Annotated in this window: 13 protein-coding genes and 1 pseudogene; 9 read left to right on the forward strand and 5 right to left on the reverse strand. The window is 71.1% G+C overall.

Annotated features, from left to right (window positions below; all coding sequences use genetic code 11):
* Window positions 1-29: 29 nt before the first annotated feature.
* Together AC3AGO_RS28165 and AC3AGO_RS28170 are read left to right on the forward strand one after the other, a co-directional pair.
* On the forward strand, window positions 30-971 hold the full coding sequence (locus AC3AGO_RS28165) for a dihydrodipicolinate synthase family protein (RefSeq protein WP_487823046.1): 942 nt from the start codon (window positions 30-32) through the stop codon (window positions 969-971).
* Entirely contained in the window at window positions 968-2,458 is a 1,491-nt protein-coding gene (locus AC3AGO_RS28170; protein ID WP_487823047.1) for a sialate:H+ symport family MFS transporter, read from the forward strand. Before AC3AGO_RS28165 ends, AC3AGO_RS28170 begins: the two co-directional genes overlap by 4 nt.
* Here AC3AGO_RS28170 and AC3AGO_RS28175 read toward each other — a convergent pair.
* From AC3AGO_RS28175 to AC3AGO_RS28185, 3 genes are all read right to left on the reverse strand, one after another.
* The gene (locus AC3AGO_RS28175; protein WP_487823048.1) at window positions 2,403-3,209 is read right to left on the reverse strand and encodes a DeoR/GlpR family DNA-binding transcription regulator; all 807 of its coding nucleotides are present in this window, start codon (window positions 3,207-3,209) and stop codon (window positions 2,403-2,405) included. The genes AC3AGO_RS28170 and AC3AGO_RS28175 overlap by 56 nt on opposite strands.
* A gap of 129 nt (window positions 3,210-3,338) precedes the next feature.
* A complete protein-coding gene (locus AC3AGO_RS28180; RefSeq protein WP_487823049.1) occupies window positions 3,339-4,187 on the reverse strand; it encodes a class II fructose-bisphosphate aldolase in 849 nt (282 codons plus the stop codon).
* Window positions 4,188-4,238: 51 nt separating this feature from the next.
* On the reverse strand, window positions 4,239-5,132 hold the full coding sequence (locus tag AC3AGO_RS28185) for an SIS domain-containing protein (protein WP_487823050.1): 894 nt from the start codon (window positions 5,130-5,132) through the stop codon (window positions 4,239-4,241).
* Window positions 5,133-5,406: 274 nt separating this feature from the next.
* Here AC3AGO_RS28185 and AC3AGO_RS28190 point away from each other — a divergent pair, with 274 nt between their 5' ends.
* Window positions 5,407-6,852, forward strand: a complete 1,446-nt coding sequence (locus AC3AGO_RS28190) for a sugar porter family MFS transporter (RefSeq protein WP_487823051.1) — start codon at window positions 5,407-5,409, stop codon at window positions 6,850-6,852.
* A gap of 24 nt (window positions 6,853-6,876) precedes the next feature.
* Here the strand turns inward: AC3AGO_RS28190 and AC3AGO_RS28195 are convergent.
* Window positions 6,877-6,978 (reverse strand): annotated as a pseudogene (locus tag AC3AGO_RS28195) (DUF1203 domain-containing protein); the annotation flags it as partial.
* A 246-nt stretch (window positions 6,979-7,224) separates the two neighbouring features.
* Here AC3AGO_RS28195 and AC3AGO_RS28200 point away from each other — a divergent pair.
* The 5 genes from AC3AGO_RS28200 (at window position 7,225) to AC3AGO_RS28220 (ending at window position 14,201) form a co-directional block, all read left to right on the forward strand.
* Window positions 7,225-8,439, forward strand: coding sequence for a CaiB/BaiF CoA transferase family protein (locus AC3AGO_RS28200; RefSeq protein ID WP_487823052.1), 1,215 nt, complete (start codon window positions 7,225-7,227; stop codon window positions 8,437-8,439).
* Window positions 8,436-9,461, forward strand: coding sequence for an LLM class F420-dependent oxidoreductase (locus AC3AGO_RS28205; RefSeq protein ID WP_487823053.1), 1,026 nt, complete (start codon window positions 8,436-8,438; stop codon window positions 9,459-9,461). The genes AC3AGO_RS28200 and AC3AGO_RS28205 overlap by 4 nt, the downstream gene beginning before the upstream one ends.
* A 44-nt stretch (window positions 9,462-9,505) precedes the next feature.
* Window positions 9,506-10,648: an acyl-CoA dehydrogenase family protein gene (locus tag AC3AGO_RS28210; protein ID WP_487823054.1), complete on the forward strand. Its 1,143-nt coding sequence runs from the start codon at window positions 9,506-9,508 to the stop codon at window positions 10,646-10,648.
* A gap of 64 nt (window positions 10,649-10,712) precedes the next feature.
* Complete coding sequence (locus AC3AGO_RS28215) at window positions 10,713-11,927, forward strand: acetyl-CoA C-acetyltransferase (RefSeq protein ID WP_487823055.1); 1,215 nt, start codon at window positions 10,713-10,715, stop codon at window positions 11,925-11,927.
* A gap of 78 nt (window positions 11,928-12,005) precedes the next feature.
* A complete protein-coding gene (locus AC3AGO_RS28220) occupies window positions 12,006-14,201 on the forward strand; it encodes a 3-hydroxyacyl-CoA dehydrogenase NAD-binding domain-containing protein (protein ID WP_487823056.1) in 2,196 nt (731 codons plus the stop codon).
* 172 nt (window positions 14,202-14,373) lie between these two features.
* Here the strand turns inward: AC3AGO_RS28220 and AC3AGO_RS28225 are convergent, their stop codons facing one another.
* Window positions 14,374-15,138 carry a MerR family transcriptional regulator gene (locus AC3AGO_RS28225; RefSeq protein ID WP_487823057.1) on the reverse strand — a complete coding sequence of 255 codons (765 nt, stop codon included), beginning with the start codon at window positions 15,136-15,138 and terminating at the stop codon, window positions 14,374-14,376.
* 186 nt (window positions 15,139-15,324) lie between these two features.
* Between AC3AGO_RS28225 and AC3AGO_RS28230 the strand changes: the two genes are divergently transcribed.
* The gene (locus AC3AGO_RS28230; RefSeq protein WP_487823058.1) at window positions 15,325-17,148 is read left to right on the forward strand and encodes an AMP-dependent synthetase/ligase; all 1,824 of its coding nucleotides are present in this window, start codon (window positions 15,325-15,327) and stop codon (window positions 17,146-17,148) included.
* The last annotated feature ends 155 nt before the right edge of the window (window positions 17,149-17,303 follow it).

Genomic DNA, 17,303 nt, shown 5'->3' on the forward strand with positions numbered 1-17,303 from the left:
ATGCTGTTTCGCCCTCTCTTGGAGCCGCAATGCCGCGTCAGCTTCCTGTCCCGTTCACCGGCGTCGTCCCGCCGTTGTGCACTCCGCTGACGGCCGAGGGGGACGTCGACACCCGCTCCCTGAGCGCACTCGTCGAACGACTGACCGACGCCGGTGTCGCCGGGCTGTTCGCCCTCGGCTCCAGCGGCGAGACCGCCTACCTCGACGACGCCCAGCGGCGCACCGTGCTGCGCACGGTCGTCGAAGCGGCGGACGGACGGGTGCCCGTACTGGCAGGCGTCATCGACATGACCACGGCGCGGGTGCTCGACCACGCCCGCGCCGCGGCCGAGGAGGGCGCCGACGCGCTGGTCGCCACCGCGCCGTTCTACACCCGCACCCACCCCGTCGAGATCGCCGCCCACTTCCGCCGGCTGCGCGCCGCCGTCCCGCTGCCGCTCTTCGCGTACGACATCCCGGTGTCCGTCCACAGCAAGCTGCCCGGCGACACGGTGCTGGAGCTCGCCCAGGACGGCACACTGGCCGGCCTCAAGGACAGCAGCGGGGACGACGGGGCGCTGCGGCGGCTGCTCGTGACGCTGCGCGGACGGGGCCTGCTGGAGAGCTTCTCCGTGCTGACGGGCTCCGAACTCGCCGTCGACGGCGCCCTGCTGGCCGGTGCGCACGGCGTGGTGCCCGGCCTCGGCAACGTCGACCCGGACGGCTATGTGCGGCTCTACCAGCACGCACGCGCCGGCCGCTGGGACGAGGCAGCAGCCGAACAGGACCGGCTCGCCGCGCTGTTCGCCCTCGTCGACACGGGGCCCGAGGACGTCATGGGCCGCAACTCGTCCGCCATCGGCGGCTTCAAGGCGGCCCTGCGGCTGCTGGGCACGATCGCCGAGGGCACCACCGCCGCTCCCCAGGTGCCGCTCGACGACAGCTCGGTGAAGCGGGTGGGCGAACTCCTCGAGGAGGCGGGACTCCTGTGAACGCCGCCCGCCCGTCCCGGGGCTCCGCCATACCGTGGTACCGGGAGGTCTCGGTCTCCCACTGGAAGGCGATGTTCGCCGCCTGGCTCGGCTATCTGCTCGACGGCTTCGACTTCGTCCTCATCACCCTCGTCCTCACCGAGATCGCCGACGAGTTCGGGCTCAGCACCGTGGAGGCCGCGAGCCTCGTCTCCGGCGCGTTCATCACCCGCTGGCTGGGCGGGGCCGTGCTGGGCGCGCTCGGTGACCGGTACGGCCGCAAGCCCGCGATGGTCGCCAGCATCCTCCTCTACTCGCTCGGCACGTTCGCCTGCGGCTTCGCCTGGAACTACCACAGCCTGTTCGCCGCCCGCCTCGCCATCGGGATGGGCATGGCGGGGGAGTACAGCGCCAGCGCCACCTATGTGCTGGAGAGCTGGCCCACCCGCGTACGCAACCGCGCCTCCGGCTTCCTCATCTCCGGCTACGCGGCGGGGACGGTGCTCGCCGCCGAGGTCTACCAGTGGGTCGTGCCTGCGCTCGGCTGGCGGTGGATGTTCTGGATCGGTGTGCTGCCGGTTCTGGTGGCGCTGTGGGTACGCCGTGCACTGCCCGAAGCGGACGACTGGAACGCCGAGATGGCGGAGGCCCCCGTCCGCCCCAACCCGTTCCGCGAGCTGTTCGCCGGGCGGCGCAGGGCGACGGTCAACTGCCTTCTGGCGGCGGCTGCCACGGTCGCGCTGTTCGTGGTCTTCACCCCGCTGGGCGCGGGGATGATCTGGCCGCTGGCGCTCGTCGCCACCGGATGTCTGGTCGCCTTCGCCGCACAACTGGGCGGCCGGCGGCACTGGATGCTGTATGTGGCGCTGATGGTCACGGTCTTCTGCGCTTTCCTCTACTCGTGGCCCATCCAGTCGCTCCTGCCGACGTATCTGAAGACCGAACTGGGCTATGCGCCGGGGGAAGTCGCCGACGTCATGTACTACGCGGGCTTCGGCACCATGTTCGGCTGCTGGCTGGCCGGGTTCGTGGGGGACCGGTTCGGCACCCGGCGGGCGTACGCCTGGACTCTGCTGGCCTCGCTCGCGTTCATCTTCCCCGTCTTCGGGGTGCGCGACAGTCTGGTCGGCCTGGGGCTCCTCCTGTTCGGACTGCTGGCGCTGAGCCAGGGCATCTCCGGGATCCTGCCGAAGTACATCGCCGGGCACTTCCCCGTGGAGACCCGGGCGGCGTCACTCGGCTTCGTCTACAACGTCGGCGCGCTGGGCGGGGCCGTCGCCCCGGTGCTGGGGGCGAGCCTGGCCAAGGGCATGCCGCTCGGCCAGGCCCTGGCCCTGCTCACCTGTGGTCTGACAGCGGTCGTGATCGTGCTCGTCGGCTTCAACGTGCCCGTCCGCCTCAACCGGCTCGTCAACCGGAACGCCGACACCGGCACGGAGGACCATCTGGCCGTCAGTCGTCCTCCGGAGACGGCTTCGCCGTCACCACCCGCAGACCGCGTTCCGTGAACTCCCTGCGGGCCGGCTCCCGTATACCGCTGTCGGTGATGAAGGTGGAGAACACATCGGCATCGCCGACACGGGCGAAACAGCGGGTGCCGACCTTCGAGGAGTCCGCCACCACCACGGAGCGGGCGGCGCGTTCGGCCATCAGCCGGTTGATCCGCGCCTCCGCTTCGTCGTGGACGGTCGCCCCCATCGCGGGGTCCATGCCGTTGGCACCGATGAAGGTGATGTCCATGGAGATCTGCTGCAGCACCAGTTCGCTGTAGGGGCCGATGAGTTCGAACGAGCGGGAGTGCGCCACCCCGCCGGTCAGCACGATCTTGATCTGCGGGCGCACCGCCAGCTCGTTGGCGATGTTGAGGGAGTTGGTCACCACCGTCAGATGGGGCTCGGGCGCCGGCTCGGCGAACTCGGGGCGGGTGGCCAGCGCCCGGGCGATCTCCGTGGTCGTGGTCCCGCCGGAGAGGCCGACCGCGTCGCCCCGCTCCACCATCCTGGCCGCCGCCTGGGCGATGGCCTCCTTCTCCGCGGAGTGATGGCCGCGCTTGTAGCGCAGGGGCAGGTCATAGGTGACGGAACTGAGCACCGCCCCGCCCCGGGTGCGCGTGAGCAGCTGCTGCTCGGCGAGCGCGTCCATGTCGCGGCGCATGGTGGCCGCCGAGACCTCCAGGGTGGTGGCGGCCTCCTCGACCTCGACCCGCCCCCGCTCCCCGAGGAGTTCGAGCAGCGCGTTCATCCGCTCGTGGCGCTTCACTGGACTGCTCCCCGCGCCGGCGTGCCGGTCCGGTGTGCCGGCCTGCTCGCCCGGCCGGAGGGCCGGGGGCTGTCCCCCGGGAAGTGCAGCACGTCGTCTTCTCCCGTGTCCGTTGATCCTGCCCGGAGCCTATCCGGCGAGGCCCGGCGCCCCGACCACCCCCAGCAGCCGCGCCGCCTCCCGCGCCACCGCTTCGCGCGCCGGGCCCACATACTTGCGCGAGTCGATCAGCAGCGGATCCTCGGTGAGGATCCCGCGTATCTCCCGGGTGAAGACCGACACCAGATGCGTGGAGATATTGATCTTCGTCATGCCCGCGGCTATCGCGGCACGCAGCTCGTCGTCGGGCACCCCGGACGAGCCGTGCAGCACCAGGGGAACGGGCAGTTGCCGGCGCAGCGCGCGGATCAGCTCCTTGTCGAGGACCGCGGTCCGCTCCCGCATCGCATGTGAGGAGCCGACCGCGACGGCGAGCGCGTCCACGCCCGTCGCCGCCACGAAAGCGAGCGCCTCCGCCGGGTCCGTACGGGCGCCGGGTGCGTGGACGCCGTCCTTCCCGCCGACTTCGCCGAGCTCGGCCTCGACGTAGACGCCGTGCTCGTGGCACCAGGAGGTGAGCTCCGCCGTGGCGGCGACGTTCTCCTCGTAGGGCAGGGCGGAGGCGTCGAACATCACCGAGCGGGCACCGGCCGCCACGCCCTCACGGACCAGCGCCGCGTCGGTGAGGTGATCGAGGTGGACCGCGACCTCGGCGGTGGACTCCTCGGCGAGCGCGAGGGTGGCGCGGGTGAGGGGCAGCAGACTGCCGTGATAGGCGAGGCAGTTCTCGCTGAGCTGGAGGATGACGGGACTGTTGGTGCGCTCGGCGGCCGAGACCAGCGCCTCGGCGGTCTCCAGATGGATGACGTTGAAGGCGGCGGCCCCGGAGCCTGCGGTCCGGGCCGCGTCGACGACGGATGCGGTGGGAACAAGGGGCATGAGCCGTGAACTCCCTTGTGCGAGGGGCGGATGAGGCGGGGGAGCGGGGCGTCAGGAGCCGTCGAGCATCACCGAACGGGTCAGGCTGCGCGGGCTGTCGGGGTCCAGTCCGCGGGCGCGGGCCCGCTCCAGGGCGACCCGCTGGACCAGCACCAGATCGGCCATCGGATCGCGGTCGTGCCGGACGAACTGCGCCCCGGTGCGGGCCACTTCCTCCGCCAGCCCCTCGGGGACGCGGCCGAAGGCCCAGGTGACACGGCCGGGGGCGGCGATGGATATCGGACCGTGCCGGTACTCCATGGCCGGGTAGGACTCGGTCCAGCTCTGCGAGGCCTCCCGCATCTTGAGCGCCGCCTCATTGGCCAGACCGACCGTCCATCCCGTGCCGAGGAAGGTGAACTGCTCGGCGTCCACCCACGCCTGCTCCACGGGGCGGGTCAGCGCCTCCTCGGCGTCCCGCGCCGCTGCCGTGAGGTCCTCGCCGAGGTGGGCGCGGAGCAGGGCGAGTGCCGTGGTGGCGAAGCGGGTCTGGACGACGGACTTCTCGTCGGCGAAGGGCAACGCGACGACCGATCCGGACAGTTCCGTCGCGGGCGTGTCCGGATCGCCGAGCACGGTCACCGTCGGGATCCGGCCCCGGAGCTCTCCGAGCAGCCGCAGCACCTCGGTCGTCGTGCCGGAGCGGGTGATGGCGACGACGTCGTCATAGCCGCGGGCGGCGCCCAGCGCGGCCTCCGACGCGGCGAACGCGTCGGTCACGCCGAGCCCGGCGGTCTCGCGCAGCGATGCGTACGCCTGCGCCATGAACCACGAGGTGCCGCAGCCGACGACCGCGACGCGCCGGCCCGGACCGGGCAGCGGCGCGGCCGCCGCCATCCCGGCCGCCTCGCGCCAGGTCTCCGGCTGGCTGCGCAGCTCCTCCTCCATGTGCACGGTCTCGCTCACGGGGCCTCCTCGGCAGTGACGGGAAATGCTTCGATCTGCTTCGCTGCAATCAATAGTACGCAGATTCCCGAGGCGGTCCATCCCTCGTGCGGGTGAGCGATTTCCGCTGCGGTGCGGACGGTTCATGGCGATTGAGGGCGATTTCTCATGGCCCGATGCCTGCGCGGAGCCCGGAAGAGGGGTGTTGACAGCTGCGTTAAGCCGAGCGAATAGTGACGTGATCAATCAGTCGACTCCATCAGCCGCAGCACTGATCCACGCCTGAGAGCCCCCCATGACCACAGCAATGCCAGCAGCGCCGCCGGCATCCGGGGACTACCGGACCGGCCGCCTCTTCGCCCTCACCGGCGCCGTCGTCGGCGTCATCTACGGATACGACACGGGCAGCATCTCCGGAGCCCTGGTCTTCCTCAGCAAGGACTTCGGCCTCAGCTCCACCGAACAGGGCCTGGTCAACAGCATTCTCGTGCTGGGCTCGATCCTCGGAGCCCTCGTCGGCGGCAAGTTCGCCGACGCCTTCGGTCGCCGGGCCGCCATGCTCACCGTGGCCGGGTCCTACGCCGTCTTCGTCGCGCTCTCCGCGGTCGCGCCGAACGTGCTCGTCCTCGATCTCGTGCGGTTCCTGCTCGGTGTCGCCATCGGCATCTCGATCGTCGCCGCGCCGCTCTACATCGCCGAGTCGACCCCGGCCCGGATCCGCGGCGCCTCGGTGGCCGCCTACCAGGTGGCGACGGTCGCCGGCATCACCCTCACCTACTTCGTCAACTGGGGCCTGTCCGACGGCGGTCACTGGCGCTGGATGCTCGGCCTGTCCGCCGTCCCGGCCGCGCTCCTCGTCGTCCCCCTGCTGCGACTGCCCGACACTCCCCGCTGGTACGTGCTCAAGGGCCGTACGAGCGAGGCGGAACGGGTGCTCGCCAGAACCGACCCCGACGTGGAGCCGCGCGCGGAGGTCGCGGCGATCGCCTCGGCGCTGGGCGAGGAGAGCGGCGGATCAGCCCTCGCGCTGCTGCGCAGGCCGTACGCGCGCGCCGCGGTCTTCGTCGTCGGGCTCGGCTTCTTCTGCCAGATCACCGGTATCAACGCCGTCACCTACTACAGCCCGGCCATCTTCCGGGAGATGGGCTTCACCGGCGCCGGGCAGAGCTTCCTGCTGCCCGCCTTCGTCCAACTGGCCGGGCTCGCCGCCGCGGTGCTGGCCGTGCTCATCATCGACCGCCTCGGCAGGCGCCGGGTGCTGCTGTCCGGGATCGCCACGATGCTGGCGATGCTCGCCGTGCTCACGGCCGTCTTCGGCACCGGCGCGGTCAGCGGATCCGCGACCTGGCTCGGCTTCACCGCCGTGCTGCTGTTCACCGCGGCGTACAACTTCGGCTTCGGCTCGCTCATCTGGGTCTACGCCAGCGAGCCGTTCCCCGCGCGGTACCGGGCGGTCGGCGCGTCCGTGATGCTCACCGCCGACCTCGTGGCGAACATGCTCATCGCCCAGTTCTTCCCCTCTCTGATGTCCTGGGCGGGGGCTTCCGTGACCTTCGCCGGGCTGGGCGTCCTGGCGCTGCTGGCCCTGTTGTTCACCGCGGTCACCGCGCCGGAGACCAAGGGCCGTCAGCTGGAGGAGATCCAGGGCTACTGGCGCAACGGCGGCCGCTGGCCCGAACTCCCCCGCCAGCGGGCCGCATCGGAGACCGGTCACGGCTCCGCGGGAGAGTCCATACCCTGACCGCCGGTGCCGCGGCGCCGACGGTCAGCGGCGCCGCGTCTCCAGGTGGAAGCAGCCGAAGCCGACGGCCCGCACGTGCACGGCCGCCACAAGCGGGTCGGCGAAGATGCCGGCCAGTGCCTTGTCGACGCCCTGCGCTCGTGTGGGGTGCGTGTGTCCATGTCGTCAGGCTGCGCCGTCCGCCCGGCCCCGGGTCGGCGGATTCCGGACACGGCACTCGTCCTGCCCCAAGTGCCCCGTCGCGGGGGTGTGTTGTGGCGGACGCCACTCCGGAACGCGGCAAGCGGCCCGGACGGAGGGGCTTGTGGAAAGTGAAACGCGTTCTTAGCATCCTTGGTGTTACATCAGTTGTGTCACACGGCTGGGGGCTCGATGGCAACGGCGGCATCACCGACGACGGGGACGAGTGCGCAGGGGCACGGAAACGGCGGCCCGCTGCACGGCGTGCGGGTGGTGGAGCTGGCGGGCATCGGCCCCGGCCCCTTCGCGGCCATGGTCCTCGCCGACCTGGGCGCCGACGTCGTCCGCGTCGACCGTCCCGGCAAACCGGTGCTCGGGATCGACCCCGCGTACGACGTCACCAACCGCAACAAGCGGTCCGTCGTCCTCGATCTCAAGGATCCTGCCCAGCGGGACACCGTTCTCGAACTCGTCGAGCGTGCCGATGTCCTGATCGAGGGTTACCGGCCCGGCGTCGCCGAGCGGCTGGGGGTCGGCCCCGACGACTGTCTCGCCCGCAATCCGCAGCTGGTCTACGGCCGTATGACCGGCTGGGGCCAGGAGGGCCCGCTCGCCCAGCGCGCCGGACACGACATCGGCTACATCGCGCTGACCGGCGCGCTCGGCATGATCGGCGCGCCCGGCGCCCCGCCCTCCGTTCCCGCGAACCTGCTCGGTGACTACGCGGGCGGTTCGCTCTACCTCGTCATCGGCATCCTCGCCGCCCTCCAGCACGCCCGCACCGACGGCGGGGAGGGACAGGTCGTCGACGCCGCCATCGTCGACGGCACCAGCCATCTCACCGCGATGATCCACGGCATGATGACCGCCGGCGGCTGGCAGGACCGGCGCGGCGCCAATCTGCTGGACGGCGGCAGCCCCTTCTACGGCACGTACGAGACGTCCGACGGCGGGTACATGGCGGTCGGCGCGCTGGAGCCGCAGTTCTACGCCGAGTTCGTCCGGCTGCTCGGCATCGGGGAGACGGCGCCCGGCCGTGACGACCTCGCGGCGTGGGGCGAGTTGCGCACCGCGATCGCCGAGCGCTTCGCGTCCCGTACGCGTGACGAGTGGACGGAGATCTTCCAGGACTCCGACGCCTGCGTCGCCCCGGTCCTCTCCCTGCGCGAGGCCCCGCACCATCCGCATCTCGCAGCGCGCGGCACCTTCACCGACCACGGCGGCATCACCCAGCCGGCTCCCGCCCCCCGCTTCTCCGTCACCCCCGGTGCCGTCACCCGGCCCCCGGCGCTGCCCGGCGCCGACGGCGCGGAGGTCGCGCGCGACTGGAATCTGCCGGTTCTCGACCCCGCCTCCGCCGAGCACCCCGCCACCGCCGACCAGAAATCCGAGGACGCCGACGCATGAAGATCTCCACCTCGCTGCAGTACGCGGAGAATCCCCGCGAGGCCGCCGACCGGATCGCCCGGCTGGAGTCCGCGGGCCTGGACGCGGTCTGGGTCGCCGAGGCATACGGCTTCGACTCGCCCACCGTCATGGGCTACTTGGCCGCCCGCACCGAACGGGTGCAGATCGGCTCCGCCATCCTCAACGTCTATTCGCGCACTCCCGCCCTCATCGCCCAGACCGGCGCCGGACTCGACGCCCTCTCCGACGGCCGCGCGATCGTCGGCCTCGGCGCTTCCGGACCGCAGGTCGTGGAGGGCTGGCACGGCAAGGCGTACGACAAGCCGCTGGGCCGCACCCGCGAGACGGTCGAGCTGTGCCGTCGCATCTGGCGGCGCGAGCGCATCGACCACCACGGCATCACCGACATGCCGCTGCCCGCCGAGAAGGGCGGCAAGCTGGGCAAGCCGCTGAAGATGCTCACCCAGCCGGTGCGCGACGAGATCCCGCTGTACATCGCCTCGTTGGGGCCCGCCAATGTGCGGATGACCGCCGAGATCGCCGACGGCTGGCTGCCGCACCTCTTCATCCCGGAGAAGGCGAACGACGTGTGGGGCACCCCGCTGGCGGAGGGTGCGGCGAAGCGCGGTCCGGAGCGCGGCCCGCTGGAGATCTCCGCGGGCACCATCATCGCCGTCGGCGAAGGCACCGAGGCCTGCCGGGACTTCATGCGCCCCATGATCGCCCTCTACATCGGCGGCATGGGAGCCAAGGGCAAGAACTTCTACAACGACGTCGCCCGCGCCTACGGATACGAGGAGGCCGCCGAGAAGGTCCAGGACCTGTATCTCGCGGGGAAGAAGAAGGAGGCCGAGGCCGCCGTCCCCGACGAGTTCTGCGAACTGGTCTCGCTCTGCGGGCCCGAGGGCTATGTCCGCGAGCGCATCGAGGCGTTCCGCGAGGCCGGCGTCACCATGCTCAACGTCACTCCCGTCGACGACAATCCCGCAGCGCTGATCGAGAAGGTCAAGGGCTGGCTCTGAGCCATGCCGTTACAGCTCTGTCCCCGAAGGAGAGCACCCGTCACATGAAGCGTCAGATCTTCACGGAGGACCACGAGGCCTTCCGGCAGACCGTCCGCACCTTCCTCGCCAAGGAGGTCGAGCCGTACGCCGAGCAGTGGGAGAAGGACGGCATCGTCTCCCGTGACGCCTGGCGCGCCGCCGGCCGGCAGGGGCTGCTGGGCACGGCCGTGCCCGAGGAGTACGGCGGCGGAGGTGTCGAGGACTTCCGCTACGCGGCCGTGCTGCACGAGGAGTTCGCCCGTGCGGGCGCCTCCGGGCTCGCCGTCGGCCTGCACAACGACATCATCGGCCCCTATCTGACCGGCCTGGGCACCGAGGAGCAGAAGCGCCGCTGGCTGCCCGGGTTCTGCACCGGAGAGACGATCACGGCGATCGCCATGACGGAGCCCGGCGCCGGTTCCGATCTGCAGGGCATCCGTACGACGGCGGAGGACAAGGGCGACCACTGGCTGCTGAACGGCGCGAAGACCTTCATCTCCAACGGCATCCTCGCCGACCTGGTGATCGTCGTCGCCAAGACGACGCCGGACGGCGGCGCCAAGGGGCTGAGCCTGATCGTCGTCGAGCGGGGCGCGGAAGGCTTCGAGCGCGGCCGCAACCTCGACAAGATCGGCCAGAAGTCGCAGGACACGGCGGAGCTGTTCTTCAACGACGTCAAGGTGCCCAAGGAGAACCTCCTGGGCCAACTGGACGGCGCCTTCCTCCATCTGATGACCAATCTGGCGCAGGAGCGGATGGCCATCGCGGTGGCGGCCATCGCCGCGGCCGAGGATGTCCTGGAGCTCACGAAGGACTACGTCAAGGAGCGCGAAGCGTTCGGCCGTCCGCTCGCCAAGCTGCAGCACATCCGCTTCGAGATCGCCGAGATGGCCACCGAGTGCGCCGTCACCCGCAGCTTCCTCGACCGCTGCATCGAGGAGCACGCCAAGGGCGAACTCGACGCCGTGCACGCCTCGATGGCCAAGTGGTGGGCGACGGAGCTGCAGAAGCGCGTCGCCGACCGCTGCCTCCAGCTGCACGGCGGATACGGGTACATGAACGAGTACAGGGTCGCCCGCGCCTTCACCGACGGGCGGATCCAGACCATCTACGGCGGCACGACCGAGATCATGAAGGAGATCATCGGCCGTTCGCTGCTCGGCTGACCCCGCGGCCCCGGCCGCCCCGCCGGCTCCGTACGAATCCCCGCACCCCGAAAGGCTGCTGACCGTGAGCACCGAAGCGTACGTCTACGACGCCATCCGCACCCCGCGCGGGCGCGGCAAGGCCAACGGCGCCCTGCACGGCACCAAGCCCATCGACCTCGTCGTCGGGCTCATCCACGAAATGCGCCGCCGGTTCCCCGATCTGGACCCGGCCGCCATCGACGACATCGTCCTCGGCGTCGTCGGCCCCATCGGCGATCAGGGCTCCGACATCGCGAAGATCGCCGCGATCGCCGCCGGGCTGCCGGACACGGTGGCCGGCGTCCAGGAGAACCGCTTCTGCGCCTCCGGCCTCGAAGCGGTCAACCTGGCCGCTGCCAAGGTCCGTTCGGGCTGGGAGGACATGGTCTTCGCGGGCGGCGTCGAGTCCATGTCGCGGGTGCCGCTCGGCACCGACGGCGGCGCCTGGGCGATGGACCCGATGACCAGCTTCGAGACCGGCTTCGCACCGCAGGGCATCGGCGCCGACCTGATCGCGACCATCGAGGGCTTCTCCCGCCGCGACGTCGACGAGTTCGCGGCGCGCTCCCAGGAGCTGGCCACCGAGGCGTGGAAGGCCGGCCGTTTCGAGCGTTCCGTCGTCCCGGTCACCGACCGCAACGGTCTGACCGTGCTCGACCGCGACGAGCACATCCGTCCCGGTACGACGGCGGACTCCCTCGCCGGCCTGAAGCCCTCCTTCGCCGGCATCGGCGAGATGGGCGGCTTCGACGCGACGGTGCTGCAGAAGTACCACTGGGTCGAGGAGATCGACCACGTCCACCACGCGGGCAACTCCTCGGGCATCGTGGACGGTTCGTCGCTGGTCGCCATCGGCAGCGGCGCGGCGGGGGAGCGGTACGGGATGCGGCCGCGCGCCCGGATCGTCTCGGCGGCCGTCTCCGGCGCCGACCCGACCATCATGCTCACCGGTCCCGCGCCGGCCTCCCGCAAGGCACTCGCCAAGGCCGGGCTGACCGTCGACGACATGGACCTCGTCGAGATCAACGAGGCGTTCGCCGCGGTCGTGCTGCGGTTCGTCAAGGACATGGGCCTTCCGCTGGAGAAGGTCAACGTCAACGGCGGCGCCATCGCGATGGGTCATCCGCTGGGCGCGACCGGCGCGATGATCCTCGGCACCCTCGTCGACGAGTTGGAGCGGCGCGACCAGCGGTACGGGCTGGCCACGCTGTGCGTGGGCGGCGGCATGGGGATCGCCACCGTCGTCGAACGCCTGTAGGCCGCACGGCCCGGGCCCCGGGCCCGCACGGCCGAAGCCGCGTCCACTCGCCCTGAAAGACCTCTTGGAGAACCCCTCATGCCCGAGTCCACGACCATCCGCTGGGACCAGGACGACACCGGCGTCGTCACCCTCACGCTCGACGATCCGAACCAGTCCGCCAACACCATGAACGCGGCGTTCAAGTCCTCGCTCTCCGCCATCGCCGACCGGGCCGAGGCCGAGCGGGACTCCATCCGCGGCATCATCGTCACCTCCGCGAAGAAGACCTTCTTCGCCGGCGGCGACCTCAACGACCTCATCGCCGCCCGCCCCGAGCAGGCCGAGCAGGTCTTCGAGGCCGGCATGGGCATCAAGCGCGATCTGCGCCGCATCGAGACCCTCGGCAAGCCCGTCGTCGCCGCCATGAACGGCGCCGCGCTGGGCGGCGGTCTGGAGATCGCCCTCGCCTGTCACCACCGCGTCGCGCTGGACGCCAAGGGCAGCAAGATCGGCTGCCCCGAGTCCTCGCTCGGCCTGCTGCCCGCGGGCGGCGGCGTCGCCCGTACGGTGCGGCTGCTCGGCATCGCCGACGCGCTGATGAAGGTGCTGCTGGAGGGCAAGCAGTACTTCCCGGCGAAGGCCAAGGAGATCGGTCTCGTCCACGAAGTCGTGGACACCCGCGAGGAGATGCTGGCCGCGGCCCGCGCCTTCATCGACGCGAACCCCGAGTCGCAGCAGCCCTGGGACGTCAAGGGCTACAAGATCCCCGGCGGCACTCCGGCGAGCCCGAAGCTGGCCGGTACGCTGCCCGCTTTCGCGCCGAGCCTGAAGAAGCAGACCGGCGGCGCGCCGTACCCGGCGCAGCGCAACATCCTCGCCGCCGCCGTCGAGGGCGCCCAGGTCGACTTCGAGACCGCGCAGGTCATCGAGGCGCGGTACTTCGTGGAGCTGGTCACGGGCCAGATCTCGAAGAACATGATCCAGGCGTTCTTCTTCGACATGCAGGCGGTGAACGCGGGGCGCAGCCGCCCGCAGGGCGTGCCGCAGCGCAAGGTGGAGAAGGTGGCGGTGCTCGGCGCCGGCATGATGGGCGCCGGCATCGCGTACTCCTGCGCGAAGGCCGGGATCGACGTCGTCCTCAAGGACGTCTCGCAGGAGGCCGCGGACAAGGGCAAGGCGTACTCGGAGGGCCTGCTCGACAAGGCGCTGCAGCGCGGCCGCACCACGCAGGAGAAGAAGGACGCACTGCTCGCGCGCATCACCGCGACCTCCGACCCGCAGGGTGTGGCGGGCTGTGACGCCGTGATCGAGGCGGTGTTCGAGGACCCCTCGCTCAAGCACAAGGTCTTCCAGGAGATCGAGGACGTCGTCGCGCCGGACGCGCTGCTCTGCTCCAACACCTCCACCCTGCCGATCACCACGCTCGCCGAAGGGGTCAAGCGGGACGGGGACTTCATCGGTCTGCACTTCTTCTCGCCGGTCGACAAGATGCCGCTGGTGGAGATCATCAAGGGGGAGAAGACCGGCGAGGAGGCGCTGGCCCGGGCCTTCGACCTGGTGCAGCAGATCAAGAAGACCCCGATCGTGGTCAACGACTCGCGCGGCTTCTTCACTTCGCGCGTCATCGGCCACTTCATCAACGAGGGCGTGGCGCTCGTCGGTGAGGGCGTCGAGCCCGCCACGGTCGAACAGGCGGCGGGCCAGGCCGGTTACCCGGCGAAGGTGCTCTCCCTGATGGACGAGCTGACCCTCACCCTGCCGCGCAAGATCCGCGACGAGACGCGGCGGGCGCTGGAGGCGGAGGGCGTCGCGTGGCCGGCGCACCCGGCGGACGGCGTCATCGACCGGATGGTCGACGAGTTCGGCAGGACGGGCCGCAGCGGCGGCGCGGGCTTCTACGACTACGGCGAGGACGGCAAGCGCGGCAAGCTGTGGCCGGGCCTGCGCGAGCACTTCGCCAAGAGTGAGGACCCGGGTATCCCGTTCGCCGACATGCAGGAGCGGATGCTGTTCTCCGAGGCGCTGGACACCGTCCGGCTCTTCGAGGAGGGCGTGCTCACCTCGGTCGCCGACGCCAACATCGGTTCCATCATGGGCATCGGCTTCCCGCCGTGGACCGGCGGCGTCATCCAGTACATCAACGGCTACGAGAGCATCACCGGCGGCGAGGGCGGCCTCCAGGGCTTCATCGCCCGCGCCCGTGAGCTCCAGGACCGGTACGGCGACCGGTTCGCCGTCCCGGCGCTGCTGGAGGAGAAGGCCCGCCAGGGCGAGACCTTCCGCGACGTCTGAGGACACGGGGCCGAAGCCGGTCCGACGCGGGCCGCCGTTCGGATGTGCGGGCCGCCGGGGCGCACACCCGGCGGCCCGTACGGAACTGCCCGCGGTGCGGCGGGAGTCGGGGCCCGGGCCGGGCGGAGGGCGGCCCGGGTACCGGAGCCGCCGGGCCGCCGCCGGGCGTGCGTCAGCCCGTGAGCCGGGGCGCCTTCTCCTCGGGGAAGGCGCCCCGGAGTTCCTCATTCAGGGACCGCTGGAAGGCGGTCACCAGGGCCTGCAGCACCATCGGCTGCATATGGGCCGAGAGGGCCTTCATCTGCTCGACCTGCTCCGGGTCGGCCTCCCCGTCCCGGTACGGCTCCCACACCTCGTCCTTGAACAGCCGGCTCAACTCCCGCGCCGCCGACCGCGTGTGCTCCATCATCACCTCGCGCGCCGCCAGCAGCGTCTCCTGCGAGATGGGCACGTCCAGCAGCCGTACCCCGAGGTGCACCAGGCTCGGGTCGATCCGGAAGACCTCCGGGTCCTCGGTAGCGGCGAGGACGCTCATCGCCTCCAGCCGCTTGAGGTCCTCGTCGGTCAGCTCCCGCCCGACGCGGCGCTCCAGCTGCGTACGGGTCGCCTCGTCCACGGTGTCCGGCATCCAGGAGGCCACCAGGGCACGGTGGATGGCCAGATCGTGCGGCGTCATGTCGTCCGGCAGCCGCTGGAGATAGCGCTCGATGGCGGACAGCGTCATGCCCTGGTTCTGGAGCTCCTCGATGAGCGCCAGCCGGGACAGATGGTCCGGGCCGTACCTGCCCACCCGGCGCGGGCCGATGTCGGGCGGCGGCAGCAGGCCGCGGGTGCTGTAGAAGCGGACCGTCCGGACGGTGACCCCGGCCCGCGCCGCGAGCTGGTCCACCGTCAGCGACTCCCGCTCCTCCTGCTGTTCCCCCTGCTGCTGCTCCATCGGCTGCGGCTCCCTCTCGCTCGGCCTCTCCGGCGCATCGAATCGTGTTCAACAGTATTGCTGTCGCACCATTCTTGTAATCCAATGCTCCCGGGGGAAGTCCCCGGCCCCGTCCGGTCGCCCGGCTTCCCGCATCTGCAGCTCCACCGTGCACGGCACCAGCCCGCCCCTCGTCCGGAGGCCGCCATGACCACGATTCTGCGACTGCCCGGGGAAGACCCGGCCGAACTCACCGTCCCCGCACTCCTGCTGCGCAACGCCGAGGACCACGGCGAGCTCCCCGCGCTCTCCTGGCGTACGCAGGACGCGGCCGGCTGGTCGACGCTCAGCTGGGCCGAGGTGCGCGAGCGCGTCGCCGAACTGGCCGCCGGCTACACGGCGCTGGGCGTCGAGAGCGGCGAGCACGTGCTGCTGATGATGGGCAATCGCCCCGAGCACTGGCTGTCCGACCTCGCCCTCGTGCACCTGGGCGCGGTGCCCGTCACGGTGTACGGCACCGCCGCGCCGGAGCAGATCGCCCACATCGTCCGGCACAGCCGCGCCCGTATCGCGGTGATCGAGGGCGCGGGCGAAGTGGCGCGCTGGGAGCCGATGCTGGAGCACGAGGGCCGGCTGGAGCGGCTGGTGGTCGTCGAGCCGGACGCGGTCGGAGGGCACACCCCGTACGCGGGGATCGCCCGGCCGTACGACGCGGAGTCCTTCGAGAAGACCTGGCGCGGCATCCGGGCCACCGACCCGGTCACGGTCGTCTACACGTCCGGCACCACAGGCGACCCCAAGGGCGTCGTGGTCAGCCACCGCAACGTCGTGCTCAACGGCATCTCCCTGGACGCCGCCGTCGAACTCCCCGACCACGTCGAGCACATCTGCTACCTGCCGTTCGCGCACATCGCCGAGCGCATGCTCGGCATCTACCTCTCCGTCTTCCGCGCCTCCCACATCCATCTTTGCGCCGATCCGGCGCAGGTCGCGGAGACGGCCAGGGAGCTGCACCCCGCGCAGTTCTTCGGCGTGCCCCGGGTGTGGGAGAAGCTGGCCGCCTCCGTACGGGCCGGTCTCGCGATGCTGCCCTCGGACCGGCAGGCGGCGGTCGAGGAGGCCAGCGAGACGGCCCGTACCCACGTCGGCTACCGCGAACGCGGCGAGGAGCCGCCCGCGGAGATCGAGGAGGCCTACCGCAGGGCGCGGCGCGAGGTCCTCGAACCGCTGCTGGCCATGGCCGGGTTCGACCGTCTCGTGTGGACGGCGAGCGCGTCGGCGCCGATGCCGCAGGACGTGGTGCGGTTCTGGGCGGGCTTCGGCATCGTGATCATGGATGCGTGGGGGCTGACGGAGACGGTCGGCGTCACCACGACGAACAGCCCGCAGGCGTTCCGGCTCGGCTCGGTCGGCCGCCCGATCGACGGTCTGGAGATCCGTACGGCGGACGACGGCGAGATCGAGGTGCGCGGCCGGACCGTCTTCGAGGGCTATCTGCTCGGCGACGGTTCGCTGGCGCCCGGCACAAACGCCGAGGGCTGGTTCCCGACGGGCGACATCGGGCGGATCGACGAGGACGGCTACCTCTGGCTGACCGACCGCAAGAAGGAAATGATCGTGACCTCCTCGGGCAAGAACGTCTCGCCCGCGCTGGTCGAGAACACCCTCAAGGAGCACCCCCTCATCGGCCAGGCCCTGGTGCACGGCGACGGCCGCTCGTATCTGGTCGCCCTCCTGGTGCTGGACGGCGAGATGGCCCCCGCGTGGGCGCGCGCCCGGGGCGTCGAGGCGGGCCCGGAGGGGCTCGCGGAGCACCCCGCCGTACGGGAGGAGGTCACCCGCGCCGTCGAGGCCGCCAACTCCCGCCTCAACCGCACCGAACAGGTCAAGCGGTACCGCCTCCTCGCCGAGGAGTGGGGCCCGGAGACCGGCGAGCTCACCCCGTCCCTGAAGCTCCGCCGCCGCGTCATCCGCGACAAATACTCGCCCGTCATCGACGGCTTGTACGCGGAAGGAGCCGGCCCGTCGTGACACGGGGGTGGTGTGCGGTGACGCGGGGTCGATGGCGGGGCGTTCCGGTATGTGAGATGAGCCGCGATGTGATGTACGCCACCGCGTAGTTGGTCAACGCACGGAAAGGTGTCCGCTCGGTCTACGCCGCCCTTACGGGAGGTAACGGCCGAGTC

The sequence above is a fragment of the Streptomyces sp. BL1 genome (assembly GCF_057628045.1).